The 24,489-nt window shown below is 71.8% G+C and carries 25 protein-coding genes and 2 rRNA genes; 25 read left to right on the plus strand and 2 right to left on the minus strand.

The window, feature by feature from the left end; all coding sequences use genetic code 11:
* The 13 genes from BLT23_RS19445 to BLT23_RS19500 all read left to right on the plus strand — a co-directional run.
* Positions 1–111: ribosomal RNA gene (locus tag BLT23_RS19445) — 23S ribosomal RNA — on the plus strand; the annotation flags it as partial.
* A gap of 89 nt (positions 112–200) precedes the next feature.
* Positions 201–317, plus strand: a 5S ribosomal RNA gene (gene rrf, locus BLT23_RS19450).
* 86 nt (positions 318–403) lie between these two features.
* Positions 404–2,788: a hypothetical protein gene (locus BLT23_RS41680; protein ID WP_143035980.1), complete on the plus strand. Its 2,385-nt coding sequence runs from the start codon at positions 404–406 to the stop codon at positions 2,786–2,788.
* Positions 2,785–3,579 carry an HAD-IIA family hydrolase gene (locus tag BLT23_RS19460; RefSeq protein ID WP_090051232.1) on the plus strand — a complete coding sequence of 265 codons (795 nt, stop codon included), beginning with the start codon at positions 2,785–2,787 and terminating at the stop codon, positions 3,577–3,579. The genes BLT23_RS41680 and BLT23_RS19460 overlap by 4 nt, the downstream gene beginning before the upstream one ends.
* Positions 3,580–3,583: 4 nt before the next feature.
* Positions 3,584–3,751, plus strand: a complete 168-nt coding sequence (locus BLT23_RS40815) for a hypothetical protein (RefSeq protein ID WP_176946829.1) — start codon at positions 3,584–3,586, stop codon at positions 3,749–3,751.
* Between the two features lie 6 nt (positions 3,752–3,757).
* The gene (locus BLT23_RS19465) at positions 3,758–4,555 is read left to right on the plus strand and encodes a TlyA family RNA methyltransferase (protein ID WP_090051233.1); all 798 of its coding nucleotides are present in this window, start codon (positions 3,758–3,760) and stop codon (positions 4,553–4,555) included.
* Positions 4,552–5,442 carry an NAD kinase gene (locus BLT23_RS19470; protein ID WP_090051234.1) on the plus strand — a complete coding sequence of 297 codons (891 nt, stop codon included), beginning with the start codon at positions 4,552–4,554 and terminating at the stop codon, positions 5,440–5,442. Before BLT23_RS19465 ends, BLT23_RS19470 begins: the two co-directional genes overlap by 4 nt.
* Before the next feature lie 80 nt (positions 5,443–5,522).
* The gene (gene recN, locus BLT23_RS19475; protein ID WP_090051235.1) at positions 5,523–7,304 is read left to right on the plus strand and encodes a DNA repair protein RecN; all 1,782 of its coding nucleotides are present in this window, start codon (positions 5,523–5,525) and stop codon (positions 7,302–7,304) included.
* A 177-nt stretch (positions 7,305–7,481) separates the two neighbouring features.
* Positions 7,482–8,141, plus strand: a complete 660-nt coding sequence (locus BLT23_RS19480) for a hypothetical protein (RefSeq protein WP_143035981.1) — start codon at positions 7,482–7,484, stop codon at positions 8,139–8,141.
* Positions 8,138–8,569 carry a hypothetical protein gene (locus BLT23_RS19485; RefSeq protein ID WP_090051237.1) on the plus strand — a complete coding sequence of 144 codons (432 nt, stop codon included), beginning with the start codon at positions 8,138–8,140 and terminating at the stop codon, positions 8,567–8,569. Before BLT23_RS19480 ends, BLT23_RS19485 begins: the two co-directional genes overlap by 4 nt.
* Complete coding sequence (locus tag BLT23_RS19490) at positions 8,566–9,003, plus strand: hypothetical protein (RefSeq protein ID WP_090051238.1); 438 nt, start codon at positions 8,566–8,568, stop codon at positions 9,001–9,003. The genes BLT23_RS19485 and BLT23_RS19490 overlap by 4 nt, the downstream gene beginning before the upstream one ends.
* Positions 9,004–9,066: 63 nt before the next feature.
* The gene (steA, locus tag BLT23_RS19495; RefSeq protein WP_090051239.1) at positions 9,067–10,251 is read left to right on the plus strand and encodes a putative cytokinetic ring protein SteA; all 1,185 of its coding nucleotides are present in this window, start codon (positions 9,067–9,069) and stop codon (positions 10,249–10,251) included.
* Entirely contained in the window at positions 10,248–11,186 is a 939-nt protein-coding gene (locus tag BLT23_RS19500) for a copper transporter (protein WP_090051240.1), read from the plus strand. Before steA ends, BLT23_RS19500 begins: the two co-directional genes overlap by 4 nt.
* Positions 11,187–11,194: 8 nt before the next feature.
* Here the strand turns inward: BLT23_RS19500 and BLT23_RS19505 are convergent, their stop codons facing one another.
* Positions 11,195–11,878 (minus strand): hypothetical protein, encoded by a 684-nt coding sequence (locus tag BLT23_RS19505; RefSeq protein ID WP_090051241.1) that lies wholly within the window; start codon positions 11,876–11,878, stop codon positions 11,195–11,197.
* 178 nt (positions 11,879–12,056) lie between these two features.
* On the opposite strand from BLT23_RS19505, the gene BLT23_RS19510 reads away from it, so the two are divergent.
* The 3 genes from BLT23_RS19510 to BLT23_RS19520 are packed head-to-tail and all read left to right on the plus strand — an operon-like array spanning position 12,057 to position 14,779.
* Positions 12,057–13,742 carry a CTP synthase gene (locus BLT23_RS19510; RefSeq protein WP_425434397.1) on the plus strand — a complete coding sequence of 562 codons (1,686 nt, stop codon included), beginning with the start codon at positions 12,057–12,059 and terminating at the stop codon, positions 13,740–13,742.
* Between the two features lie 53 nt (positions 13,743–13,795).
* The gene (locus BLT23_RS19515; RefSeq protein ID WP_425434402.1) at positions 13,796–14,374 is read left to right on the plus strand and encodes an NUDIX domain-containing protein; all 579 of its coding nucleotides are present in this window, start codon (positions 13,796–13,798) and stop codon (positions 14,372–14,374) included.
* A gap of 9 nt (positions 14,375–14,383) precedes the next feature.
* Positions 14,384–14,779 carry a DUF2752 domain-containing protein gene (locus BLT23_RS19520; RefSeq protein WP_090051243.1) on the plus strand — a complete coding sequence of 132 codons (396 nt, stop codon included), beginning with the start codon at positions 14,384–14,386 and terminating at the stop codon, positions 14,777–14,779.
* Here the strand turns inward: BLT23_RS19520 and BLT23_RS19525 are convergent.
* The gene (locus BLT23_RS19525) at positions 14,776–15,378 is read right to left on the minus strand and encodes an NINE protein (protein ID WP_090051244.1); all 603 of its coding nucleotides are present in this window, start codon (positions 15,376–15,378) and stop codon (positions 14,776–14,778) included. The two genes, BLT23_RS19520 and BLT23_RS19525, sit on opposite strands and share 4 nt — an antisense overlap.
* Positions 15,379–15,431: 53 nt before the next feature.
* On the opposite strand from BLT23_RS19525, the gene ald reads away from it, so the two are divergent.
* From ald to BLT23_RS19570, 9 genes are all read left to right on the plus strand, one after another.
* Positions 15,432–16,502 (plus strand): alanine dehydrogenase, encoded by a 1,071-nt coding sequence (ald, locus tag BLT23_RS19530; protein ID WP_090051245.1) that lies wholly within the window; start codon positions 15,432–15,434, stop codon positions 16,500–16,502.
* A complete protein-coding gene (xerD, locus tag BLT23_RS19535; RefSeq protein ID WP_425434398.1) occupies positions 16,499–17,386 on the plus strand; it encodes a site-specific tyrosine recombinase XerD in 888 nt (295 codons plus the stop codon). The genes ald and xerD overlap by 4 nt, the downstream gene beginning before the upstream one ends.
* Before the next feature lie 24 nt (positions 17,387–17,410).
* Positions 17,411–17,740 carry an ArsR/SmtB family transcription factor gene (locus BLT23_RS19540; RefSeq protein ID WP_090051246.1) on the plus strand — a complete coding sequence of 110 codons (330 nt, stop codon included), beginning with the start codon at positions 17,411–17,413 and terminating at the stop codon, positions 17,738–17,740.
* A gap of 102 nt (positions 17,741–17,842) precedes the next feature.
* Positions 17,843–18,766 (plus strand): ParA family protein, encoded by a 924-nt coding sequence (locus BLT23_RS19545; protein ID WP_090051247.1) that lies wholly within the window; start codon positions 17,843–17,845, stop codon positions 18,764–18,766.
* Complete coding sequence (locus BLT23_RS19550; protein ID WP_090051248.1) at positions 18,763–19,077, plus strand: hypothetical protein; 315 nt, start codon at positions 18,763–18,765, stop codon at positions 19,075–19,077. Before BLT23_RS19545 ends, BLT23_RS19550 begins: the two co-directional genes overlap by 4 nt.
* Positions 19,074–19,925 carry a segregation and condensation protein A gene (locus BLT23_RS19555; RefSeq protein ID WP_090051249.1) on the plus strand — a complete coding sequence of 284 codons (852 nt, stop codon included), beginning with the start codon at positions 19,074–19,076 and terminating at the stop codon, positions 19,923–19,925. The genes BLT23_RS19550 and BLT23_RS19555 overlap by 4 nt, the downstream gene beginning before the upstream one ends.
* Positions 19,922–20,860 (plus strand): SMC-Scp complex subunit ScpB, encoded by a 939-nt coding sequence (gene scpB, locus BLT23_RS41685; protein ID WP_245744048.1) that lies wholly within the window; start codon positions 19,922–19,924, stop codon positions 20,858–20,860. Before BLT23_RS19555 ends, scpB begins: the two co-directional genes overlap by 4 nt.
* Positions 20,853–21,587 carry a pseudouridine synthase gene (locus BLT23_RS19565; RefSeq protein ID WP_090051250.1) on the plus strand — a complete coding sequence of 245 codons (735 nt, stop codon included), beginning with the start codon at positions 20,853–20,855 and terminating at the stop codon, positions 21,585–21,587. The genes scpB and BLT23_RS19565 overlap by 8 nt, the downstream gene beginning before the upstream one ends.
* Before the next feature lie 167 nt (positions 21,588–21,754).
* Entirely contained in the window at positions 21,755–24,454 is a 2,700-nt protein-coding gene (locus BLT23_RS19570; RefSeq protein ID WP_090051251.1) for an nSTAND1 domain-containing NTPase, read from the plus strand.
* The last annotated feature ends 35 nt before the right edge of the window (positions 24,455–24,489 follow it).

Below are 24,489 nucleotides of genomic sequence, written 5' to 3' on the forward strand. Positions count from 1 at the left end.
CACCCTTTGTGGGTTAAGGCCCCCAGCTAGACCACTGGGTTGATAGGCCAGAGGTGGAAGACCGGTAACGGTTGGAGCTGACTGGTACTAATAGGCCGAGGACTTGTTACAAAGACGCTACGCATCCACTGTGCGGTTCTGGAAGAACAACCAGGACCGATCGCGGCCCTGCGGGGTTGCTGGTTGTAATTTCATAGTGTTTCGGTGGTTATAGCGTTGGGGAAACACCCGGTCCCATTCCGAACCCGGTAGTTAAGCCCTTCTGCGCCGATGGTACTGCACTGGTTACGGTGTGGGAGAGTAGGTCGCCGCCGAACTTCTTCCCTGAAGGGGCTTGTGATTGCGGGGCACAACAACAGTGCTCGCTCACAAGCCCCTTTCAGCGTGTCCATAGGAGGATTAGGTGTCTAGGTTCGGGGAACGTCCCGGCGACCGTCAGCGTGGCCAGGGAGACCGACCGCGCCGTTCCGAGGGTGGCCGTCCAGCAGGCGATCGCAAGTTCAGCAGCAACTCCCAGCGTGGTGAAGGCTCCGGCGACCGCAGCCGCGGTGACCGTCGAGACGACCGCGCCGGCTCCGGGTACCGCGGTCAGGGTTCGGGTGACCGTCCCGGCTACCGCAAGGACGACTCCGGCGACCGCGGTGGCTACCGCGGCGACCGGTCGAACGACCGCGGCTCGAACGACCGCGGAGGGTACCGCAAGAGCGATTCCGACCGTGGTGGCTACCGCGGCCAGGGTTCCGGCGACCGCCCGGGCTACCGCAAGGACGACTCGAAGGACCGCGGCGGTTACCGCGGCTCCAGCGACCGGCCGAGCTACCGTCGTGACGACTCGGGTGACCGTGGTGGCTACCGCGGCGACCGCTCTGACGACCGCGGGTCGAGCGACAGGGGCGGGTACCGGAAGAGCGACTCGGGCGATCGCGGTGGATACCGCGGGCAGAGCTCGGGTGACCGCGGCGGCTACCGGAAGAGCGATTCCGGTGACCGTGGTGGGTACCGCGGGCAGGGGTCGGGCGACCGGCCCAGCTACCGCCGTGACGACTCCGGCGATCGTGGCGGGTACCGCGGCCAGGGTTCCAGCGACCGTGGCGGCTACCGCAAGAGCGACTCGGGCGACCGGGGCGGGTTCCGCGGCGAGCGTTCCGGGGACCGCGGCGGCTTCCGTCGTGACGACTCCGGGGACCGTGGTGGCTTCCGTCGTGGCGAGGGTTCCGGTGGCGGCTACCGCTCCGACCGTGGCGGCGACCGGCCGAGCTACCGCCGTGACGACTCGAACGAGCGCGGCGGCTACCGCGGCGACCGTTCCGACGACCGGGGCGGCTACCGCAAGAGCGACGACCGTGGTGGATACCGCGGTCAGGGTTCCAGCGACCGTGGCGGCTACCGGAAGAGCGACTCCGGCGATCGCGGTGGGTACCGCGGGCAGGGTTCGAGTGACCGGCCCAGCTACCGCCGTGACGACTCCGGTGACCGTGGCGGGTACCGCGGCCAGGGCTCCAGCGACCGCGGCGGCTACCGCAAGAGCGACTCCGGCGATCGCGGTGGGTACCGCGGCGACCGTCGTGACGACCGTGGCTCGAACGACCGCGGTTCGAACGACAGGGGTGGCTACCGTCGCGACTCGCGTCCCGGTGACCGTTCCGGTTCGCGCAGCGAGGGACGTCCCAGCTACCAGCGTGACGACCGCCGTGACGATCGGCGCGATGACCGCCGTGACGATCGGCGGGACGAGCGCAGTCGTGAGCGTGCGGCGCGGTTCCAGGAGCGCCAGGCAGAGCAGGAGACGACCAGCCCGGAGACCGCCTCTGAGGTGACCTCCGGTGGCGAGCGCGCCGGCTACCGCCTCGGCGACGGTGCCGCGGCCAGCCGCGCCGCCGCCAACCGTGAGCCGGTCGCCGAGACCGAGTCCGCCGACGAAGCCGACGTCGTGGAGGTCGCCGGCGACACGGCGGCCGAGGCGACCGAGGACAAGGCCGACGACAACGCCGGTGTTGAAGCCGAGGACGAGGTCGAGACCCGGTCCGAAGGCGAGCCCATCGACGCCGAGCCCGCCGACGCCGGTGCTCAGGCCGACGAGCGCGACGACGCCCCCGCCCCGCGCGGTGGTCGTCCCGAGCTGCCCGAGGAGGCCGACCTCTCGCTGCTCGACCCGGAGATCAAGGCCGAGCTGCGCAGCCTCCCCAAGGGGCTCGCGGAGATCGTCGGTCGGCACCTGGCCGCGGCCGGGCTGCTGATCGACGAGGAGCCGGAGCTCGCGCTGGAACACGCCCGGTACGCGCGCAGCAAGGCGGCGCGGGTGGGTGTCGTGCGTGAGGCGGCGGGTCTGACCGCGTACTTCGCCGACGAGTGGGCCGAGGCTCTGAGCGAGCTGCGGGCCGCGCGCCGGATGATGGCCGGTCCGGGCCACCTGGCGATCATGGCCGACTGCGAGCGGGCGCTCGGGCGTCCCGAGCGGGCCATCGACCTCGCCAAGGACCCGTCGGCCAAGGACCTGAGCCAGGAGGACGAGATCGAGCTGCGGATCGTCGCGGCCGGTGCCCGTCGTGACATGGGCCAGCTGGAAGCGGCCGTCGTGGCGTTGCAGGGACCGGACCTCGATCCCGGCCAGCGCACCCCGTACTCGGCGCGGCTCTTCTACGCTTACGCGGACAACCTGGCCGCGGCCGGGCGTACCGAGGAAGCGGTCAAGTGGTTCCTCAACGCCGCCGAGGCCGACGACGAGGGGGAGACGGACGCCGCCGAGCGCGCGTTCGAGCTGACCCAGGAGGAGACCCCGCAGCAGTGAGCGAGACGTTGGTCGACCGGTACGACGCTTTGCTGATCGATCTCGACGGCACCGTCTACCGCGGCAAAGAGGTCGTGCCCGGCGCGGTGGAAGCCGTCGCCAAGGCCAGAGAGCACGGCGTCGGGATCCGGTACGTCACCAACAACGCCTCTCGCACACCGCAGGCGGTCGCCGACCAACTCGTCGAGCTCGGGTTCGAAGCCGCTCTCGACGAGGTGAGCACCTCCTCGCAGGCGGGCGCGGCCATGCTGGCCGAACGCCTGCCCGCTCGCTCCACCGTGCTCGTGCTGGGCACCGAGGCCCTCGAGGCCGAGGTGCTCAAGCGCGGTCTCATCCCGACCGACACCGCCGAGGGCGCGGTGGCGGTCGTGCAGGGCATGTCACCGGACCTCGGCTGGCGTCAGCTGGCCGAGGCCGCGGTGGCCATCCGCGCGGGCGCGCTGTGGGTGGCGTGCAACGTCGACGCGACGCTGCCCACCGAACGCGGCTTGCTGCCCGGCAACGGCAGTCTCGTCGCGGCGCTGAGGACCGCGACGGACCAGGAGCCGCTCGTCGCCGGCAAGCCCGCCACCCCGTTGCTGCAACAGGCGGCGAAGAGCCTCGGCGCGCACCGGCCGCTGGTCGTCGGCGACCGGCTCGACACCGACATCCTGGGCGCCGTGAACGCGGGCATGGACTCGTTGCTCGTGCTCACGGGCGTGTCGACGGCCGAGGAGGCGCAAGCGCTTCCGGATGAGCAGAAGCCCACGTATGTCGGCGCGGACCTGTCGGTACTGCATCGGCTACCGTAGGTCCGTGAACTACCCCCTGCCCGGACCGCCGCCCAACCCGGCCGACGCCATCGACGGCGCGCTGGAGAGGCTCGACGGGCTCGAGAACGTTCCCCTCGCCGAGCACGTGGCGCGGTTCGACGCCGTGCACGCGACGCTCACCGACGCACTGTCGAGCATCGACAAGGTGTGATGCACAGTGCCTCGCAGGGTGCGGCTCGACGCCGAACTCGTGCGCAGGGGGCTCGCCAGGTCCCGTGAGCACGCCAGCCAACTCGTCGCGGACGGCCGCGTCACGGTGCGCGGCACCGTCGCGACCAAACCCGCGACCGCCGTGGAGACCTCCGACGCGGTCGTCGTCAAGGACATCGACAACGACCCGAACTGGGCCTCCAGGGGCGCGCACAAGCTGATCGGCGCGCTCGAGGCGTTCAAGATCGACCCGACGGGCAGGCGCTGCCTCGACGCGGGCGCGTCCACCGGCGGTTTCACCGACGTGCTGCTGCGCGGCGGTGCCCGGCAGGTCGTCGCCGCCGACGTCGGCAGGGGCCTGCTCGACTGGAAGCTGCAGACCGACGACCGGGTCGTGGTCAAGGACAAGACCAACGTCCGCGCCCTCACCCCCGAGGACATCGGCGGCACGGTTGAACTGGTGGTAGCCGATCTTTCGTTTATCTCGTTGAGGCTTGTGCTCCCCGCACTGGCCGCGTGCCTCGACGAGGAGGGCGATCTGCTGCCGATGGTCAAGCCGCAGTTCGAGGTCGGCAAGGAACGTCTCGGCTCGGGTGGTGTCGTGCGCGACCCCGGGCTGAGGGCCGCGGCCGTCCTGGACGTGACCACGGCCGCGGCGGAGCTGGGGCTGGCCGTGCACGGGGTGGTCGCCAGCCCCCTGCCGGGACCGTCCGGCAACGTCGAGTACTTCCTCTGGCTCCGCAAGGGCGACCCCGTCGACCCCGCGGAGATGGTGCGCACCGCCGTCGAAGAAGGGCCCCAATGAGGGAAGTCCTGCTGGTCGTCCACACCGGTCACCAGAGCAACATCGATCTCGCCCGTCAGGTGGCAGGCCGGCTCGCGGTCGGCGGCATCACGACGAGGGTGCTCGACGACGAGGCGCGTGACCTCGGCCCGTCGTGCTGCACCAAGGTCGTGCCCGCCGACGACCACGCCGCCGAGGGCACCGAGCTCGTCCTGGTGCTGGGAGGTGACGGGACGCTGCTGCGCGGCGCCGAGCTCGCCCGCCCGGCAGGGGTGCCGGTGCTGGGCGTGAACCTGGGCCGGGTCGGGTTCCTCGCGGAGGCCGACTCGGACGCGCTGCACGAGGCCGTCGGTCACGTGCTGGAGCGCGACTACTTCGTCGAAGAGCGCATGACGCTCGACCTGGTCGCCAAGGTCGGTGGCGAGGTCGTGCTGAAGACCTGGGCTCTCAACGAGATCAGCGTCGAGAAGCTGATCCGCGAACGCATCCTCGAAGTCGTGATCGAGGTCGACGGACGGCCCGTGTCCGCGTTCGGGTGCGACGGCGTGCTGTGCGCGACGCCCACCGGTTCGACCGCCTACGCGTTCTCGGCGGGCGGTCCCGTGGTGTGGCCGGACGTGCAGGCGATCCTGGTGGTGCCGAGCAACGCGCACGCGCTGTTCGCCCGGCCGCTGGTCGTCTCGCCGAAGTCGCACGTGGCGTTCGAGATCGAGAGCACCGGGCACCCGGCGGCGTTGTCCGCGGACGGGCGGCGCACGTTCGAGCTGCCGGCGGGTGCGCGGATCGAGATCGTGGAGGGCGAGGTGCCGCTCAAGGTCGTGCGGCTGCGCCATGCCCCGTTCACGGACCGGCTCGTCGAGAAGTTCGACCTGCCGGTGAAGGGGTGGCGGGGACCATCGGCAGGTTGACCGCGCCGCTCGGTGCGCCGGCACCGGCTCGTTCCGGTGCCCGCGAGGCAATGTCCGACTCGACAAGTAAGGTTCGCCCTGTGCTGGCCGAGATGCGCATCAAGGGCCTCGGCGTGATCGACGAGGCCACCCTGGAACTGGATCCCGGATTCACCGTCGTCACCGGTGAGACGGGCGCGGGCAAGACCATGGTCGTGACGGGGTTGCACCTGCTCGGCGGTGGCCGGGCGGAGGCGTCCCGCGTGCGCACCGGAGCGGACAGGGCGGTGGTCGAGGGTCGCTTCCAGGCTCCGGCGGGCAGTCCTGCCGCGAAGGTGGCGGAGGAGGTCGGCGGCGAGGCCGACGAGGACGGGTCGCTGATCGCGATCCGCACCGTCGGTTCCGACGGCCGTTCCCGCGCGCACGTCGGTGGCCGTTCCGTGCCGGTCGGCGTGCTGTCCGAGCTGGCGGAGCAGCTGATCGCCGTCCACGGGCAGAACGACCAGCTGCGGCTGATGCGTCCCACCGAGCAGCGCGCCGTGCTGGACCGGTTCGCCGGCGAGGACGTGGCGGAGCCGTTGCGCGGCTACCAGTCCGTGCGCGAGGAGTGGCTGCGCGTCTCGACGGAGCTGAAGGAGCGCACCGAACGTTCCCGTGAGCTCGCGCGCGAGGCCGACCTGCTGCGGCACGGCCTGACCGAGATCGACGCCGTCGACCCGAAGCCGGGCGAGGAGGCGGAGCTGCACGACGAGGCCCGCCGTCTCGCCGACGCCGACCAGCTCCGCGAGGCCGCGCAGGGCGCGCAGTTCGCGGTGTCCGGTTCGCTGGAGGGCGACCCGGACAACCCCGGCGCGCTCGGCCTGATCTCCGAGGCCGCCCGCCGCCTGTCCGCGTCGGAGGACCCGAAGCTGCGCGACCTGGAGCCGCGCCTCGTCGAGGCCGCGACCCTGCTCGCCGACGTGGGCGCCGAGATCTCCGGCTACCTCGACCACCTGGAGGCCGACCCCGGCCGCCTGGAGCAGGTGCTGCAGCGCCAGGCCGAGCTGAAGGCGCTGACCCGCAAGTACGCGGCGGACGTCGACGGCGTGATCGCGTGGGCCGCCGAGGCGCGCGCCCGTCTCGACGGCCTCGACACGTCGGAGGAGGCGCTCACCGCACTGGCCCAGCGCCGCGACGAGCTGGCCGCGGAACTGGCCGTGCTGGCCGAACGTGTCACCGCGGCCCGCACCGAGGCGGCGCTGGAGCTGGGCAAGGCCGTCACCGAGGAGCTCGACGGCCTCGCGATGCCGCACGCCTCGGTCGAGCTGGCCGTGCGCCCCCGCCACGCCGAGTCCGGCGACCAGCAGGCACTGCCCGTGGGCCGCTCGATCCTGCACGCGGGCGCGTCGGGCGTCGACGACGTGGAGCTGCGCCTGATCTCGCACCCCGGCGCCCCGGCCCTGCCGGTGCACAAGGGCGCGTCGGGCGGCGAGCTCTCCCGCGTGATGCTCGCCCTGGAAGTGGTGCTCTCCCACTCGGACCCGGTGCCGACCCTCGTCTTCGACGAGGTCGACGCGGGCGTCGGCGGCCGGGCGGCCGTCGAGGTGGGCCGCCGTCTCGCGCGGCTCGCGCGCTCGCACCAGGTCATCGTGGTGACCCACCTGCCGCAGGTGGCGGCGTTCGCCGACCGGCACCTGGTCGTGGACAAGTCCGCCGACGGCACCTTCACCCGCTCCGCCGTGCGCAAGCTCGACGAGACGCAGCGCGTGGTCGAGCTGGCGCGCATGCTCGCCGGTATGGACTCGACCGACACGGGCCGCGCGCACGCCGAGGAGCTGCTGGCGGCGGCGAAGGCCGACAAGTCGACGGCTCCGGTCGTGCGGCGGCGCAAGAAGAAGTCCTGACGCCCCCGGGTTCCGCGCTCGTGGTGCTGTCGGAGGCACGGCGTCCGGAATTCCTCTCACGGTCGATCGAACCGCGCCGTGGCCCGCTCCGGGCGGCCACGTTCGGCATGATGGGGGCGTGACCGAGCCACGGTCAGCGGACGCACACGGTGGTGCGGTGGAAGGTGGACCGGATCTGTGACGACGCGCCGGGTGTTCGGGGCGGTGCTGGTGTTCGTCGCGGCCGGGCTCGGGGTGGCGGCCACGTTCCTCCCTGCCTACGGGGTGCAGGTCGTGCTGGGCGGGCGGACGTTGCGGTTCGAGGCGACCTCGTGGGCTGTGGAGCAGGACGACTTCCGCGGTGCGCTGTTGCTCGGGCCGCTGGAGTTCGGGGAGGCGGCCACCGGGGCGGCGCTGGTGATGGCGTTGTCGGCGGTGCTCGCGTTCCGCGTGCCCGCTGTGCGGGTGGGGTCGTTGCTCGGGGCCGGGGCGTTGGCCGGGGTGGCCTGGTCGGCGGTCAGCAGTGTGCAGGCGACGGTGGAGCGGCTGCGTGATCTCGAGACGCCGGTGACGCTCGAAGTCGAGCAGGGGCCTGGGGTCACGTTGCTCGTCGTGGCGGCGGGGATCGCTGTCGTGTCCGCGGTGCTGCACCAGGAGCTGCCGCGGCGGGAAGAGCCCGCGGCGGACGGTGTGATGATCCACCAGATCGAGGGCGACGACACCGAGACGCCGCCGTACGGGTTCCCGGTGATCGTGGAGACGGGCAGGAGCGGACCCGAGGCCGAGACCACTCCCGGCGGGAGTGAGTTCGCCAGGGACGAGTCCGCGGGCAGCGAGCAGGGGCGGGAGTCGCGGTGATCGGAAGGGCTACGGCGGTCGCGCTCGTCGCGGCCGGGGTGGTGCTGACCGCGACGGCGCTGGTGCTGCCGTGGTACTCGACGGTCTACGCGGGTGGTGTCGAGGTCGTGGTCAGGGCGTGGGGCACGGAGGTCGTCAACAAGCCGGGCGACTGGCCTGCGGGGGATCTGTCGCCCTGGTACGGGGTGCCGGTCGTCGTCACGGTCGCGTTGCTGGTCGCCGGGGTCTGGGTGCGGCAGGCCGCGCTCGCGGGGTCGGCGGCGCAGGTCGGTGCCGTGGCGGTCATCGCCGCGCTGCTGGTGTCCGAACGCGGTCACGCCGTCGAGCAGCAGGGCGACTTCGCGCTCGGGTTCGGGCTGGTGTTCCTCGTCGCCGGCACGCTGGTGGCGCTCGTCGGGGCCGTCGCGGTGCAACGGGAGGCGGCGTGAAGCTGCTCAGCGCGGTGCTCCTGGCGGTGGCGGCCGCTGCAGCCGTGGCGGCGACGTTCCTGCCGCTGTCCGAGCTGTTCATCCGCCTCGCGCCGGACCAGCCGCAGACCGCGTACGTCACCACGGGCTGGAGCACGTACTTCGGTCAGACGAAGGACGAGCACGGTCCCTTGTTCGCCGTTCCGGTCGTCGCGGCGGCGGTCGCGACCTTGCTCGGCATCCGGTGGCGGAAAGTCGCTTACGCCGGTGCGGCGTCACTCGCCGGTGTCACAGGAATGCTCTTCGTCTATTTGTTGAACGCGATCAGCTTTCACCGCGAGGGCAACATCACAATCGACCCCGGCCTGGAAGCGGGCTTCGGCAGCGGTGTCTGGGTGCTCGTGACCGCGGTTGTCGTGGCATTCGCCGGGGTGCTCGTTCACCCCGACGACTGACCCCCGGAAAATGGCCCGGCGTGCCTCACCTGTCCCATCGGCACCGTGAGTCACTATCGGCCCATGAAGCTTTCCGGGTTGCTGAGCCGTACCAACCACGAACTTCCCGGTGTGACGGGCGTCGCGCGGGTGGAGCGGCGCGCGAGCGACCTGGTGCGGCGCATAGGCCCCGGAGACGTCGCCGTCTTCGACCTCGTGGACCTCGACCGGCGCACCGCGGAGGCGCTCGTCGCGGCAGAGGTGGCCGGGGTGGTGAACGCGTCGCCGTCGATCTCCGGCCGCTTTCCCAACCTCGGGCCGGAGGTGCTGGTCGAGGCGGGCATCCCGCTGATCGACGACGTCGGCGCCGTCGCGCTGCGGGAGATCAAGGAAGGCACGAAGGTCCGGCTCCACGAGGGAGTCGTCTACGCCGGTGAACGTGAGCTCGCCAGAGGCGTCGAGCAGAACGCCGAGAGCATCGCCGACGCCATGATCGAGGCCAAGGCCGGCATGTCGGCGCAGCTGGAAGCCTTCTCCGCCAACACCATCGAGTTCCTGCGCCGCGAACGGGCACTCGTCCTCGACGGCGTGGGCGTGCCCGAGGTGTACGTGCCGATGCGCGACCGGCAGGTGCTGGTCGTCGCGGGCGGGCCGTCGCACGCCGAGGAGCTGCGCAAGCTCCGCAAGTACATCCGCGAGTACCGGCCGGTGCTGATCGGCGTCGACACCGGCGCGGACACCCTGCTCGACGCGGGCCTCAAGCCGGACGTCGTCGTGGGTGACCCCGACGGCATCGGCACGGCGTCGCTGCGCGCGGCCAGCGAGGTCGTCGTGCCCGCGCAGACCGACGGCCACGCGCCGGGGTTGCAGCGCATCCAGGACCTGGGCATCGGCGCGGTGACGTTCCCCGCGTCGGGCAACGCCGAAGACCTCGCGTTGCTGCTCGCCGAAGCACACGGGGCGTCCCTCGTCGTGACGGTGGGACTGCGCGCCACGCTGCGCGAGTTCCTCGACCGCGGGCACTCCGGCTCGAACCCCTCCACCTTCCTCACCCGGTTGAAGCTCGGCAGCAAGCTCGTGGACGGGGAGGCCGTCGCCACCCTGCACCGCAGCCGGGTCTCGCTGGGCGTGATCGTCCTGCTGGTGGCCGCCGCGGTCACCGCCATGGCCGCGGCGCTCGCCGTCTCCGGTGTCGGTCACGTCTACGTCGGCCTCGCGGTCGACGGCTGGCACTCCGTCGTCACCTGGTTCAAGGGGTTCTTCTCGTGATCACGTTGCGCTACCACATCGTCTCGATCACCGCCGTGTTCCTCGCGCTCGCGGTCGGCGTCGTGCTCGGGTCCACCGCGATCAGCGGGCGGCTGCTGTCGGGCCTGAGCGGCGAGAAGAACACGCTCGCCCAGCGGGTGAGCGACCTGGAGAACCACCGCAACGCGCTCAACGCCAAGCTCGGCGAGGCGGACGAGTTCGCGGCGGCGGTCGGGCCGCTCGCGGTCAAGGACCGGCTCACCGACCGCACGGTCGTGATCGTCACGACCGAGGACGCGCGCCCGTCCGACCGCGACGCGGTGTCCGGGCTGCTCAAGGCCGCGGGCGCCACGGTCACCGGCGAGGTGCAGCTGACGGCGGCGTTCGCCGACCCGTCCCGCGGCGACCAGCTGCGCGACCTCGTCGCACGGCTGCAGCCCGCCGGGTCGCAGCTGCCGACGGCTGCGGACCCCGGCACCCGCGCCGGTGGCCTGTTCGGCACGTTGCTGCTGCTCAACCCGTCGAACAACGAGCAGCAGGCCACGCCGGAGGAGGCGGCGGCCGCACTGGCGGGCCTGTCCAACGCGGGCTTCGTGAAGGCGACGTCGGGCGTGAAGCCCGCGCAGCTCGCGATCGTGCTCACCGGCGGGGCCGCGGAGGGCGACTCGGCGGCCGACCGCGCGTCGACCATCGCGCGCTTCTCGACGCAGCTCGACCGGTCCGGCGCGGGGGTCGTGCTTGCCGGGGGCGACGGGTCTGCGAACGGCACGGGCGCCATCGGCGTGATCCGCGCCGACACCAACGCGACGTCCGTGCTGTCCACCGTGGACAACGCCGACACCCCGGCTGGCCAGGCCGTCGTCGTGATGGCGCTGCGGGAGCAGCTGGAGGGCCGGTCCGGCCGGTACGGGGTCGCGGGGAACGCCGAGGCATCGGCACCCGGCGCCGCGAGCTGACGGGGCGCTCAGTACTCGGTCGTCCAGTCTCCGGGGAGCTGCTTCACCAGCAGCTCCAGGGCGTCCGGTGTGCGGGCGCGGGCCCACAGCCACGCGTCCCCGTCCTGGCGGACGACCACGTCCTGTCCGGCGAACCAGCGGGTGCCGGGGCCGTGCAGCGGCAACGCGGTGAGGTGCTCGCGCAGCAGGGAGACGTCCGCCTCGGACATCTCCCTGTCGGCCGTCTCGGCGTCGTCGCGGAACAGCGCCTCCGACAGCACCATCTCCACGCACGCCACGGACAGCCGCGGCAGCCACGGGTCCCAGCGCTCCAGCGACCTGTCGGCGAGGTCGAGCTTGACCAGCACCTCGGGGTCGTCGCCCGCGGTCGCCGCGCCCCAGCTCGCCACCCACTGGTTCTCGTCCCGGAACACCAGGACGCCGCCGTCGAGGCGCAGCTCGGCGGGCATCAGCAGCCGGTCCTGGTTGCTCGTCAGGTCCGGGCGCTTGCCGAACAGCGACAGCGCCTCCCGCAACGCCTCGGGGATCGGTACCCCGAGCCTGTCCTCCGCCTCGGCGAGGTCGCGCCGGCTCCAGCCGTCCGCGGGTTCCAGCGGTTCCTCCCAGGACTCCGCGAACCTCTCGATGAACCGCCAAGCCGCCGACCGCCCCTGCACGGCCCGTGCGGCTTCCTCTGCCAGGTCGAAGGTCACGCGGCAACGATTCCCGATCCCGCCGCCTACCGGGCGGAGTTCGGCAAAACCGCCTGCTGGGCCGATCGGGTGATGTGCTGTGCCGGGTCGTGGTGCGCTGAGTGACCGGCGGCGTGTTAGCGTTATGGCCCGTGGATAGGGGGATTTCGCCCCCACGATTTTCACGGGAGCCCCGTTGGTGCAGCAGGCACGTACGACCAAGCACGTCTTCGTCACCGGAGGCGTCGCGTCCTCCCTGGGCAAGGGGCTCACCGCCTCGAGCCTCGGCCAGTTGCTCACCTCGCGCGGCCTGCGGGTAACGATGCAGAAGCTCGACCCGTACCTGAACGTGGACCCCGGCACGATGAACCCGTTCCAGCACGGCGAGGTCTTCGTGACCGACGACGGCGCGGAGACGGACCTCGACATCGGCCACTACGAGCGGTTCCTCGCGCGGGATCTGAGCGGTGACGCGAACGTCACCACCGGCCAGGTGTACTCCGAGGTGATCGCCAAGGAACGCCGCGGCGAGTACCTGGGCGACACCGTCCAGGTCATCCCGCACATCACCGACGAGATCAAACGCCGCATCCGCGCGATGGCGGAGCCGGACGCCGACGGCGTCAAGCCGGACGTCGTCATCACCGAGGTCGGCGGCACGGTCGGCGACATCGAGTCGCTGCCGTTCCTGGAGGCGTGCCGCCAGGTCCGCCACGACGTCGGCCGCGACAACGTCTTCTTCCTGCACGTCAGCCTGGTGCCGTACCTGGCGCCGTCGGGCGAGCTGAAGACCAAGCCCACCCAGCACTCCGTCGCGGCGCTGCGCAACATCGGCATCCAGCCCGACGCGATCGTGTGCAGGGCGGACCGCGAGATCCCCGACTCGCTCAAGCGCAAGATCGGCCTGATGTGCGACGTCGACACCGACGCCGTCGTCGCGGCCGTGGACGCGCGGTCGATCTACGACATCCCGAAGGTGCTGCACGCCGAGGGCCTCGACGCCTACGTCGTGCGCCGCCTCGACCTGCCGTTCCGCGACGTCGACTGGACGGTGTGGGGCGACCTGCTGGAGCGCGTGCACAACCCGTCGGAGACGGTGAAGATCGCGCTCGTCGGCAAGTACGTCGACCTGCCGGACGCCTACCTGTCGGTCACCGAGGCCCTGCGCGCGGGCGGGTTCGCCCACCACGCGAAGGTCGAGATCAAGTGGGTGCCGTCCGACGAGTGCAAGACGGCGGAGGGGGCGGCGCGGGCGCTGTCCGGCATGGACGCGGTGCTGATCCCCGGCGGGTTCGGCGTGCGCGGCATCGAGGGCAAGATCGGTGCGCTGACCTACACCCGCACGCGCGGTGTGCCGACGCTGGGCCTGTGCCTCGGCCTGCAGTGCATGGTCATCGAGGCCGCGCGGAACCTCGCGGGCATCGAGGACGCCAACTCGAGCGAGTTCGAGGAGGGCGGCTCCCCTGTCATCTCCACGATGGCCGACCAGGAGGACGTCGTCGCGGGCCAGCGGGACATGGGCGGCACGATGCGGCTGGGCGCCTACGTCGCGAAGCTCACGCCCGGATCGGTCGTCGCGAACGCCTACGGCACCACGGAGGTGTCCGAGCGCCACCGCCACCGCTACGAGGTGAACAACGCCTACCGCGCGCAGCTCGCCGACGCCGGCCTGGTGTTCTCCGGTCTGTCGCCGGACGGCCGCCTGGTCGAGTTCGTCGAGCTGCCCGCCGACGTGCACCCGTTCTACGCGGCCACGCAGGCGCACCCGGAGCTCAAGTCCCGTCCCACGAAGCCGCACCCGCTGTTCGCGGCGTTCGTGAAGGCCGCGATCGACTACCGGGTGGCCGACCGCCTCCCTTTGGCGACGGCGGGGGCGAAGCAGTGACCTCCTCCTCCGAGAGCCCCAGGCACGACTTCCGGACCGTCGCCAGCGAGGACCTGCACGTCGGGAAGATCCTGGCGCTGCGCGTCGACGAGGTCGAGATGCCCGGCGGTGGCACGGCCAAGCGCGAGATCGTCGAGCACACCGGCGCGGTCGCGGTCGTCGCCGTCGACGACGAGGGCCAGGTCACGATGGTCCACCAGTACCGGCACGCCCTCGGCAGGCACCTGTGGGAGCTGCCCGCGGGTCTGCTCGACCACCAGGGCGAGGAGCCGGTCGCCGGTGCGCGCCGCGAGCTGGCCGAGGAGGTCGGGCTCGACGCGCGGCAGTGGCACGCGCTGGTCGACGTGGCCGCCTCGCCCGGTTTCACCGACGAGGTCGTGCGCGTGTTCCTGGCGCGCGAGCTGTCCGAGGTCGACCGCGACGTGCAGGGCGAGGAGGAGGCGGACCTGGAGGTCCACCGCTTCCCGCTCGCCGAGGCCGTGCGGATGGTGCTCGCCGGCGAGATCGTCAACGCCTCCACGGTCGCCGGGCTGCTCGCCGCACGCGAGGTGCTCGACGGCCGGGCGGAGCCGCGTCCGGCGGACGCGCCCTTCCGCGACAAGCCGACCCGGTTCGTCGCGCGCGGCAAGTAGGTTGGACCCATGCGGACGTCGACGGGTGCCTTCTCACGACTGAAGGCGCCCCTCGGCGTGCTCGCGGCGGGGGCGGCGGGCGCGGCGCTGCTGCTGGTCGTCGACCCGACCAAGCCGGGCAACCTGTTGCCCAAGTGCCCGTTCAACTGGCTGACGGGGCTGGACTGTCCCGGCTGCGGCGCCACGCGCATGGTGCACGCGCTGCTGCACGGCGACATCGCCGGTGCGTTCCACTACAACGCGGTGCTGCTCACGTTGGGCGTTCCGCTGGCCGTGTGGTTGTTCGCGCGGTGGACGCGCGACAAGTGGACAGGGGAACGGCGATCCGTGCCGAAAGCGGTCGGTGTCGCCGTTCTCGCCGTGGCTGTGGTGTGGGGTGTGGGCCGTAACCTGGCCGGTACCTAGTCGCGGAGCTTGCGGCCCTGGGCGTCGGTGCCGCCGCTGACCAGGATGATGATCCCGTCGATCAGCGACCAGATGCCGCAGCCGCCGCAGGTCAGCAGCTGGGCGACGGCCATGCCGGTGTGGCCGGTGTAGAAGCGGCCGATGCCCAGGTTGCCCAGGAACAGCTGCAGCACGCCCGCGGCGATCTTCGACTTGTCCGACAGCGGCACGCCCGTGATCGGGTCGTACCCGTACGGCGCGGACACGTGCGCGTAGCCGCCCGTGGCCATGCCGGGCGGCGGGCCGGCGTACTGCTGCGGTCCGGTGGGCGGCGGGTAGTACGGCTGCGTGGGCTGCGGCGGGAAGCCCGGCGGGGGCGGCGGCACGGCCGCGAACGGCACCGACGGCGGCGCGAGGAACGGCGGGTGTGGCTGCGGGAGGTCGCGGAACAGCTCGGCGAGCTCCTGGTACGACTGGGCTCCCGACGCGCGGTTCACCCGGTCCTGGTACTCCGAGATGTCGAGCCGCGCCATCGCGAAGTGGTCGTTGAGCGCGGTGATCGCTTCCTCGCGCTGCTGGTTGCCGATGCGCTGCTGCTCCGGCCCGAATGCTTCTGACACGGCTCAGCACGGTATCCGATGCAGCGCGCCGATATCGGGAATACGCTGCGACGATGCGGGTCGGTGTCCCAAAGGAGATCAAGAACCACGAGTACCGCGTGGCGATGACCCCCGCGGGAGTGGTCGAGCTGACACGGCGCGGCCACGAGGTCGTCGTCGAACGGGACGCGGGCGCGGGCTCGTCGTTCCCCGACGAGGAGTACACGGCGGCCGGGGCGCGCATCGCCGAGTCGGCGGACGAGGTGTGGGCCGTCGCCGACCTGGTGCTCAAGGTCAAGGAGCCGATCGAGCCCGAGTTCCACCGGATGCGCCGCGACCAGGTGCTGTTCACCTACCTGCACCTCGCGGCGAGCCAGGAGTGCACGAGGGCGCTCCTGTCGTCCGGCACCACGGCCATCGCCTACGAGACGGTGCAGCTGCCGGACGGCTCGCTGCCGTTGCTGGCGCCGATGAGCGAGATCGCCGGACGGATGGCCGCGCAGGTGGGCGCGCACTGCCTGGAACGCGCGCAAGGCGGCCGCGGGGTGCTGCTGGGTGGCGCACCCGGCGTGGCGGCGGGCAAGGTCGCGGTGATCGGCGCGGGCGTGGCGGGGATGAACGCGGCCACGATGGCGGTCGGCATGCAGGCCGAGGTCGTCGTCCTCGACACCAACGTCAACCGGTTGCGGCAGATCGACTTCACCTACCGCGGGCACCTGCAGACGATCGCGTCCAACGCCTACGAGGTCGAGAAGGCGTGCCGCTGGGCGGACCTGGTCGTCGGCGCCGTGCTGGTGCCCGGTGCGAAAGCGCCGAAGCTCGTGAGCAACGAGCTGGTGTCGCGGATGCGTCCCGGCAGCGTGCTCGTGGACATCGCGATCGACCAAGGCGGCTGCTTTGAGGACTCCCGTCCGACAACGCACGACGCGCCGACTTACCGTGTGCACGACTCCGTGTTCTACTGCGTGGCGAACATGCCGGGTGCGGTGCCGAACACGTCGACCTACGCGCTGACGAACGTGACGCTTCCGTACGTCATCGCGTTGGCGGACAACGGTTTCGACCGCGCCGTAGCAGCGGACCCGGCACTGGCGAAGGGGGTCAACGTGCGTGCCGGCGAGATCGTGTTGGAAGGGCTCGCGTGATCGAAGAACTGGTGGCGACCTATCTCGACCACCTCGCCGTGGAACGCGGCACCGCTCGCAACACGCTCGACTCCTACACCAGGGACCTGCGCCGCTACGTCGAACACCTGGAGTCCGTCGGCGTGACGGACCTGGGCGCGGTGACCGAGATGCACGTGAGCGAGTTCCTGGCGTCGTTGCGAGAGAGCGGTCTCGCGGCGTCGTCCGCCGCACGGACGTTGGTCGCCGTGCGCGGGTTGCACCGCTTCGCACACCGTGAAGGCGTTGTACCGCAGGACGTCGCACGCGCCGTGCACCCGCCGTCACCGCCGAAGAGGCTGCCGAAAGCCTTGCCGGTCAACGATGTGCTGACCCTGCTCGACAATGCGGGAAACCTCAGGGACAAGGCGCTGCTGGAGCTGCTGTACTCGACGGGAGCGCGGATCTCCGAGGTGGTGGGCCTCGACATCGACGACATCGACGCGTCCGAGCGGACGGTGCTGCTGGACGGGAAAGGGGGCAAGCAACGACTGGTGCCGGTGGGCAGGCCCGCGCTGGCCGCGGTCGACGCGTACCTGGTTCGCGCGCGCCCCGCGCTGGCGGCGAAGGGGCGTGGCACGCCCGCGTTGTTCTTGAACGCGCGCGGCGGACGGCTCTCCAGACAGAGCGCGTGGACCGTGCTGAAGACCGCCGCGGAGGAAGCCGGCATCACCGCTCCGGTGTCGCCGCACACGTTGCGACATTCGTTCGCCACCCATCTGCTGGAAGGCGGTGCGGACGTTCGGGTGGTGCAGGAGCTGCTGGGGCACGCATCCGTTACCACCACTCAGGTGTACACACTGGTAACCGTTACGACTTTGAGGGAGGTCTACGCAACTGCACACCCTCGGGCCACTGGAACATGAGGCTTCCACGGGTACGGTGGTCGAGTGCCGAACTTGGACGAGCCGTCCCCCCAGGCCATCGATTTAGCCGCTGTGCTGCACGCGCTGAGCGACCCGACACGGCTCGCGGTCGTCCGCCAGATCCAGTCGAGCGGTGAACGCCTGTGCGGGGCCTTCGAAGTCGAGGTAGCGAAGTCGACCCTGTCGCAGCACCTGCGCGTGCTGCGCGAGGCGGGCATCACCCGAACACGCTGCCGGGGGAACCAGCGCTGGGTGTCACTGCGTCGTGATGACCTGGACCTTCTCTTCCCCGGTCTGCTCGACGTGGTGCTCTCGGCCGCGGACCGGCGCACACGTTCGGATGTCGCGGTCTAACCAAGTCTTGACAAACACCGGCGAGGCGCGTTGCCGCTCGCACGGGTGCGGCCTACGCTGCGCCCGGGAGAGACGACCACGACGAGTGAGGGACCGCCAGCCATGTCGACACCGGACCGCGCTTTCGCGCCGCGTGCCGACCTGAGCCTGGCGCCGCACGCCGCGCCGGTGGACGACGTCGCCCACGAACAGCTGGACGGCATCGGTCCCACCGGCCGGCCCCGCCGCGTCATCTCCGACCCGCCGCAGCTGCTGCACCACGGCCCGGCGAAGATCCTCGCGATCTGCAACCAGAAGGGCGGCGTCGGCAAGACGACGACGACCATCAACCTGGGCGCCGCGCTGGCCGAGTACGGCAGACGGGTGCTGCTCGTCGACTTCGACCCGCAGGGCGCCCTGTCGGTGGGCCTCGGCGTGCACCCGCACCAGCTGGACACCACGATCTACAACGTGATCATGGAGAACGACACCGCCGTTCCCGACGTGATCCGCAAGACCATGGTCGACGACATGGACCTGCTGCCGAGCAACATCGACCTGTCGGCGGCCGAGATCCAGCTCGTCTCGGAGGTGGGCCGCGAGCACACGCTCGTGCGCACCCTCCGCCCCGTCATCGACCACTACGACTACGTGCTGGTCGACTGCCAGCCCTCGCTCGGCCTGCTCACGGTGAACGCCCTCGCGGCCGCGGACGGAGTGCTGATCCCGCTGGAGTGCGAGTTCTTCTCGCTGCGCGGGGTGGCGCTGCTCATCGACACCATCGAGAAGGTCAAGGAACGCTTGAACCCCAAGCTCACCATCACCGGCATCCTCGCCACGATGTACGACCCGCGCACGCTGCACTCGCGCGAGGTCATGGCGCGCGTCGTGGAGGCGTTCGGCGAGATCGTGTTCGACTCGGTCATCAACCGCACGGTGCGCTTCCCGGAGACCACCGTGGCCGGTGAGCCGATCACCCGCTGGGCCCCGAGGTCCTCCGGCGCCAACGCCTACCGTGCGCTGGCCCGCGAGGTGATCGCCCGGTGAACCGCCGCCCCTCGTTGCCGGGCGCCGCGGAACTGTTCCGGCTGACCGCTGCCCCCGCACCGGCTGAGCAACCCGGGCAAGCCGGGAAGCGCCGCGTCTCCGGCCGCACCAGGCACACCACGAAGATCACGGTGTACGTGTCCGACGAGGAGCTGCTGGCCCTCGAACACGCCCGGCTGTCGCTGCGCGGCTCCTACGCGCTCGGCGTCGACCGCGGCCGGGTGGTGCGCGAGGCGATCGCCATCGTGCTGGACGACCTGGAAGCGCTCGGCGAGGAGTCGTTGCTGGTACGCAGGTTGCGCGAGCAGTGACCGAGGAAGCTCCCGCCCAGACCGGAACCGCGACCGAGGCAGCGGCACCGGACGACGGCAAGTTCAAGGTCAAGCTCACGAACTTCGAGGGCCCGTTCGACCTCCTGCTGCAGCTGATCTCCCAGCACACGCTCGACGTGACCGAGGTGGCGCTGCACCGGGTCACCGACGACTTCATCGCGCACATCCGCGGCATGGGCGAGGCGTGGGACCTCGACGAGACCACCGAGTTCCTGGTGATCGCCGCGACCCTGCTCGACCTGAAGGCCGCGCGCCTGCTGCCCACCGGCGACGTCGAGGACGAGGACGACCTGGCCCTGCTGGAGGCCCGCGACCTGCTCTTCGCGCGGCTGCTGCAGTACCGGGCGTACAAGCAGGTGGCGGCCCTCTTCGCGGAGCTGGAACAGGGAGCGTTCCGGCGCTACCCGCGGTCGGTGTCCCTGGAACCCCGCTTCGAGGGCCTGCTGCCCGAGGTGATGCTCGGCGTCACACCGGACAAGTTCGCGCTGATCGCCGCGGCCGCGTTCCGGCCCAAGCAGAAGCGCACCCTCTCGACCGCGCACGTGCACCAGCACCGGGTCTCGATTCGCGAGACGGCCGACCTGCTGCGCACACTGCTCGTCGAGAAGGGCACGGCGACGTTCGCGGAGATCATCGCCGACTGCACGGAGACCATGGAGGTCGTCGCGCGGTTCCTGGCACTGCTGGAGCTGTACCGGGAGAAGTCGCTGGCCTTCGAGCAGGAGGACCCGCTCGGCCCGCTCACGGTGACGTGGGTCGGCGGGACGTTGGGACAGGCGCAGTCGCAGCTGCACGCCGGTGACGAGGACGAGGACTACGGCGGATGAGCGAGCCACTGGCCGGACCGGACGCGGCGGAGATCGCGGACCCGGGACCGGCGTTCGACGCGAGCGGCGCGACCGGCCGCGAGGTGCGTGACGGCGAGCCCACGCCCGCGGGGGTCCCCCCGGTTTCCAGCCTATCGGGCGGCACCGACGAAAACGGCACGTCAGCCGATCGGGCTGTGGACAACTCGGCGTCCCGGCGCCCCGCGAAGCGGCCGCGCAAACCTGCCGCCGAGCCCGACCCTGTCTCGGACGCGGCGCTCGACGACGCCGCCCCCGGCCCCGTCGTGCTCGACGCCGCGGAAGCCACCACCGACACCGACACCGCCTCCCTCGAGGCGCAGCTGCTCGCCGCCGCCCCCGTGGAGGCGATCGAGGACAGCGGCCTGCCGGACCTCACCGACGACGCCACGTTCGAGGCGGCGCTGGAGTCCGTGCTGCTCGTCGTCGACAGCCCGATCGCGGAAGACCAGCTCAGCAGTGCCCTGGAGCAGCCGGTGCGGCGGGTCAAGCGGGCACTCCGTACACTTTCCACCCGGTACACCGAGTCCGGCAGCGGCATCGACCTGCGCAGGGCGGGGGACGGCTGGCGCTTCTACACGCGCGACCGGTTCGCCCCGTTCGTGGAGAAGCTGCTGCTCGACGGCCAGCGCGCGAAACTCACGCGCGCGGCCCTGGAGACGCTCGCGGTGATCGCCTACCGGCAGCCCGTCACGCGGGCGCGGATCGCGGCGGTGCGCGGCGTCAACGTCGACGGGGTGATCCGGACCCTGGTCGCACGGGGGCTCATCGAGGAGACGGGCACCGACAGCGACACGGGTGGGATCCTGTACCGCACGACCGAACTGTTCCTGGAGCGGTTGGGGCTGTCGTCACTGCACGACCTGCCGCCAATCGCGCCGCTGCTGCCCGAAGTGGATGCGATCGACGATGTCTGAGAACGAGGGCGTGCGCCTGCAGAAGGTGCTGGCGCAGGCGGGGATCGCCTCGCGCCGTGCTTCGGAGGAGCTGATCGACCAGGGCCGCGTCCAGGTCGACGGGAAGGTCGTGCGCGAGCAGGGGCGGCGGATCGACCCCGAGACCGCGGTCGTGCACGTCGACGGGGTGCGGGTGCAGATCCGCGAGGACGTCGTCACGATCGCCCTGAACAAGCCGTACGGGATGCTCTCCACGATGGAGGACGACCAGGGCAGGCCGTGTGTCGGCGACCTGGTCCGCAACCGCAAGGAGCGGCTCTTCCACGTCGGGCGGCTCGACGCCGAGACCGAGGGGCTGCTGCTGCTCACCAACGACGGTGAGCTCGCGCACCGGTTGATGCACCCCAGCTACAACGTCAAGAAGACCTACCTCGCCGAGGTGCCCGGCCCGGTCGAGAAGGGGCTCGGCAAGAAGCTCAAGGCGGGGGTCGAGCTCGACGACGGCCCGGTCAAGGTCGACTCGTTCAAGCTCATCAGCGCGGTGCCCGGCAAGGCGCTCGTCGAGGTCGTGCTGCACGAGGGCCGCAAGCACATCGTGCGTCGCCTGCTGGAGCACGTCGGCTACCCGGTGCAGTCGCTCGTGCGGGTCGCGGTCGGAGACGTGTCCCTCGGCAACCAGCGGCCCGGCTCGATGCGCGTGCTGAACCGCCAGGAGGTCGGCGGCCTGTACAAGCTGGTCGGGCTCTAGAGGAACGGCAACCGTGGGCGGCGTGCAGTGCCGCCCACGGCCACACCGGCGCCGGTTCAGGGCGTGAGCACCGGGTCTTCCCCGTTGGAGAGCTTCCACGTTAGGGCGAACGGGTTGTTCACGGTCAGTCCGCTGCCGTTGAACAAAGTTCTCTGAACAATGGCGGGGTGCCGAGACGGGAACGCCCTCTCGACGAGGGCGAGAGCGGTCTCCTGCGGTTCGCGGCGGACCTGCGCCGGCTGCGGGAGCGGGCGGGCCGCCCCACCTACCGGGAGCTGAGCCGGCGGGCGCACTACTCGGCCGCGGCGCTGTCGGAGGCGGCGGGCGGGCGGAAGCTGCCGAGCCTCGCCGTCACCAGGGCGTACGTCCAGGCGTGCGACGGCGACCAGGAGGAGTGGACGCGGCGGTGGCGGGCGGTCGCGGACAGCGAACCCCACCCGGCCGGTGGCAGCCCGTACGCCGGGCTCGCGATGTTCCAGCCGGACGACGCGCCGAAGTTCTTCGGCCGTGAGCGGCTGACCGCCGAGCTGCTCGGCACGCGGAAGCGGTTCACCGGCGTGTTCGGGCCGTCGGGCGTGGGGAAGTCGTCGCTGCTGCGGGCGGGGCTGATCGCGAGGACCGGGGACCCGGTGCTGCTGTTCACGCCCGGCGCCGATCCCCTGGAGGAGTGCGCGGTCGCGCTGGCCCGCCTCACCGGCGGGGACGTGGGCGAGATCGCCGCCGACCTGGCGGATCCGAAGGCGCTCCGCCGTCATCACGCGCACCTCGTGGTCGTGGACCAGTTCGAGGAGCTGTTCACGTTGTGCCGCAGTGAGGAGCTGCGCACCTGGCTCGTCACGGCGCTGCTGTCGTGCACGAAGGTCGTCATCGCGGTGCGTGCCGACTACCAGGCGCACTGCGCGCGATACCCCGAGCTGGTCGGCGCGCTCGACCAGGTCCACGTCGGTCCCATGACGCCCGACGAGCTGCGCCTCGCCATCACCGGGCCCGCGGCCGCCGTCGGCGCGAAGGTCGAGACGGCGTTGCTGGCCAGGCTGATGGCCGACGCGGTGGGGCAGGCGGCCGTGCTGCCGCTGCTGTCGCACGCGCTCGCCGAGACCTGGCAGCACCGCCGCGGCACGACGCTGACCGTCGCGGGCTACGAGCAGGTGGGCGGGCTCGACCACGCCGTCGCCCGCACCGCGCAGGAGGTCTACGACGGGCTGACCGGACGGCAGCAGGAGCAGGCGAAGCGGATCTTGCTGCGGCTCGTGACGGCGGAGTCGACGAAGCGGCGGGCGCGCGGGGACGAGCTGGAGGCCGACGAGGAGGTGCTCGTCGCACTGGCCGCGGCACGGCTCGTCGTGATCGGCCGCGACGGCGTCGAGCTGGCGCACGAGGCGCTGATCCGCTCCTGGCCGACGCTGCGCGACTGGGTCGAGGAGGAACGCGAGAACATCCGGGCGCAGCGCGAGCTGACCCACGCGGTGCGAACGTGGGAGTCGCTCGACCGCGACCCCGGCGCGTTGTTCCGCGGCCGCCGGCTCACCAGCGTGCCGCCGGGACTCGCCCTGAACGCGGCGGAACGGGCGTTCCTCGCCGCGAGCAGGGCCGCGGAGGAGGAGCTGTCCGCGACCACGCGAAGACGGACGCGGCGGCAACGCCAGCTGCTCGCCGCCCTGGTCGTGCTGCTGGTCGTGGCCGCCAGCTCCACCGTCTTCGCCCTGCGGGCCGGACGGACCGCCGACGAGCAGCGGACCAACGCCGTCGTGCTGAGGGCCGTCGGCGAGGCGGCCGCCCTGCGGTCCACCAACCCCGCGCTCGCCCAGCAGGTCGCGCTCGCCGCCCACCGGCTCGTGCCGCTGCCGCAGGCCCGCAACGGCCTGCGCCAGGAGGACGTGCCGTCGCAGGTCGTGCGCGAGGCACCGGCCGAGGTCACGGCGCTGGTGGTCGGCCCGACCCAGCAGCTGGTCGTCACCGGCCATCGCGACGGCGCGGTGGTGCTGGCCGCGCTCGACGACCTGCCGTCGCCGCGCACGTTCCACGAGGCCACGAGGCACACCGGTGCCGTCACGGCGCTGGCGATGGACTCGACGGGGACCCTGGTCGCCTCGGTCGGCGACGACGGCGCCGTGCACGTCGTGGACGTCTCGCTCGGCAGGCCCCGCGAGCTCGCCGCACTGCCCGCGAAGGCCACCGCGATCGCGTGGCGGGGCGGCACCCTGGTCACGACCGGCGACGACGGCACGCTGAGCTTCTGGACCGACCTGGACCGGCCGCGTCTCGTCACGACGGTCCAGCTCGGGCTGGGCCCGCTCGCGGCCCTGGCCTTCCGCGCCGACGGCAGGGTGCTCGCCGCCGTCACGACCGGGCGCGCCGTCCACCTGGCCGACGCCGCCGACCTGCGCGACGTCGAGCTGCTGGCGCTGACCAGGGAGTTCGCCGGCGGGGCCCAGTTCGCGGGCGACTCGCTGCTGACCACCGCGGGCACGGCGGTGCACCTCTGGGACGTGGGCGACCCGCGTGGGCCCGTCCTGCGCGCGGAGATCCCGTCCGGCGGTGCCCAGGTCACCTCGGCTCGGCTCGGCGCGGACCGGGTCGCCGTCGCCACGGACGACGGACTGGTGCGGCTGTGGCGGCTGGAGCGGGGAGAGCCGGTCGAGCAGGCGCTGCTGCGCGGGCACGCGGGGCCCGTCGCCGCGGTCGGGCTGACCCCGCAGGGCGACGAGGTCGTGACGGGAGGTGCGGACCGGGCGGTGCGGCTGTGGGAGGCCGACCCGCGGGACCCGGCGGTGCGGATCTGCGAGCAGGCGTTCCCGCGGATGACCCGCGAGGAGTGGGAGCGGTACTTCGGCGAGCTGCCGTTCCGGCCGCCGTGCCCGGGATGACCGAGGTGGAACGGTCACGAAGTACCCCCCGATCC

Origin of the sequence: Lentzea fradiae, from assembly GCF_900100955.1 — a bacterium.
Classification (GTDB): domain Bacteria; phylum Actinomycetota; class Actinomycetes; order Mycobacteriales; family Pseudonocardiaceae; genus Lentzea; species Lentzea fradiae.

Bases quoted from the DNA above. Each gene is read 5' to 3' on its own strand.
- BLT23_RS19470 (WP_090051234.1), top strand. From the start codon at position 4,552: ATGAGGGAAGTCCTGCTGGTCGTCCACACCGGTCACCAGAGCAACATC.
- steA (WP_090051239.1), top strand. From the start codon at position 9,067: ATGAAGCTTTCCGGGTTGCTGAGCCGTACCAACCACGAACTTCCCGGT.
- BLT23_RS19520 (WP_090051243.1), top strand. From the start codon at position 14,384: ATGCGGACGTCGACGGGTGCCTTCTCACGACTGAAGGCGCCCCTCGGC.
- ald (WP_090051245.1), top strand. From the start codon at position 15,432: ATGCGGGTCGGTGTCCCAAAGGAGATCAAGAACCACGAGTACCGCGTG.
- BLT23_RS19545 (WP_090051247.1), top strand. From the start codon at position 17,843: ATGTCGACACCGGACCGCGCTTTCGCGCCGCGTGCCGACCTGAGCCTG.
- scpB (WP_245744048.1), top strand. From the start codon at position 19,922: ATGAGCGAGCCACTGGCCGGACCGGACGCGGCGGAGATCGCGGACCCG.
- BLT23_RS19565 (WP_090051250.1), top strand. From the start codon at position 20,853: ATGTCTGAGAACGAGGGCGTGCGCCTGCAGAAGGTGCTGGCGCAGGCG.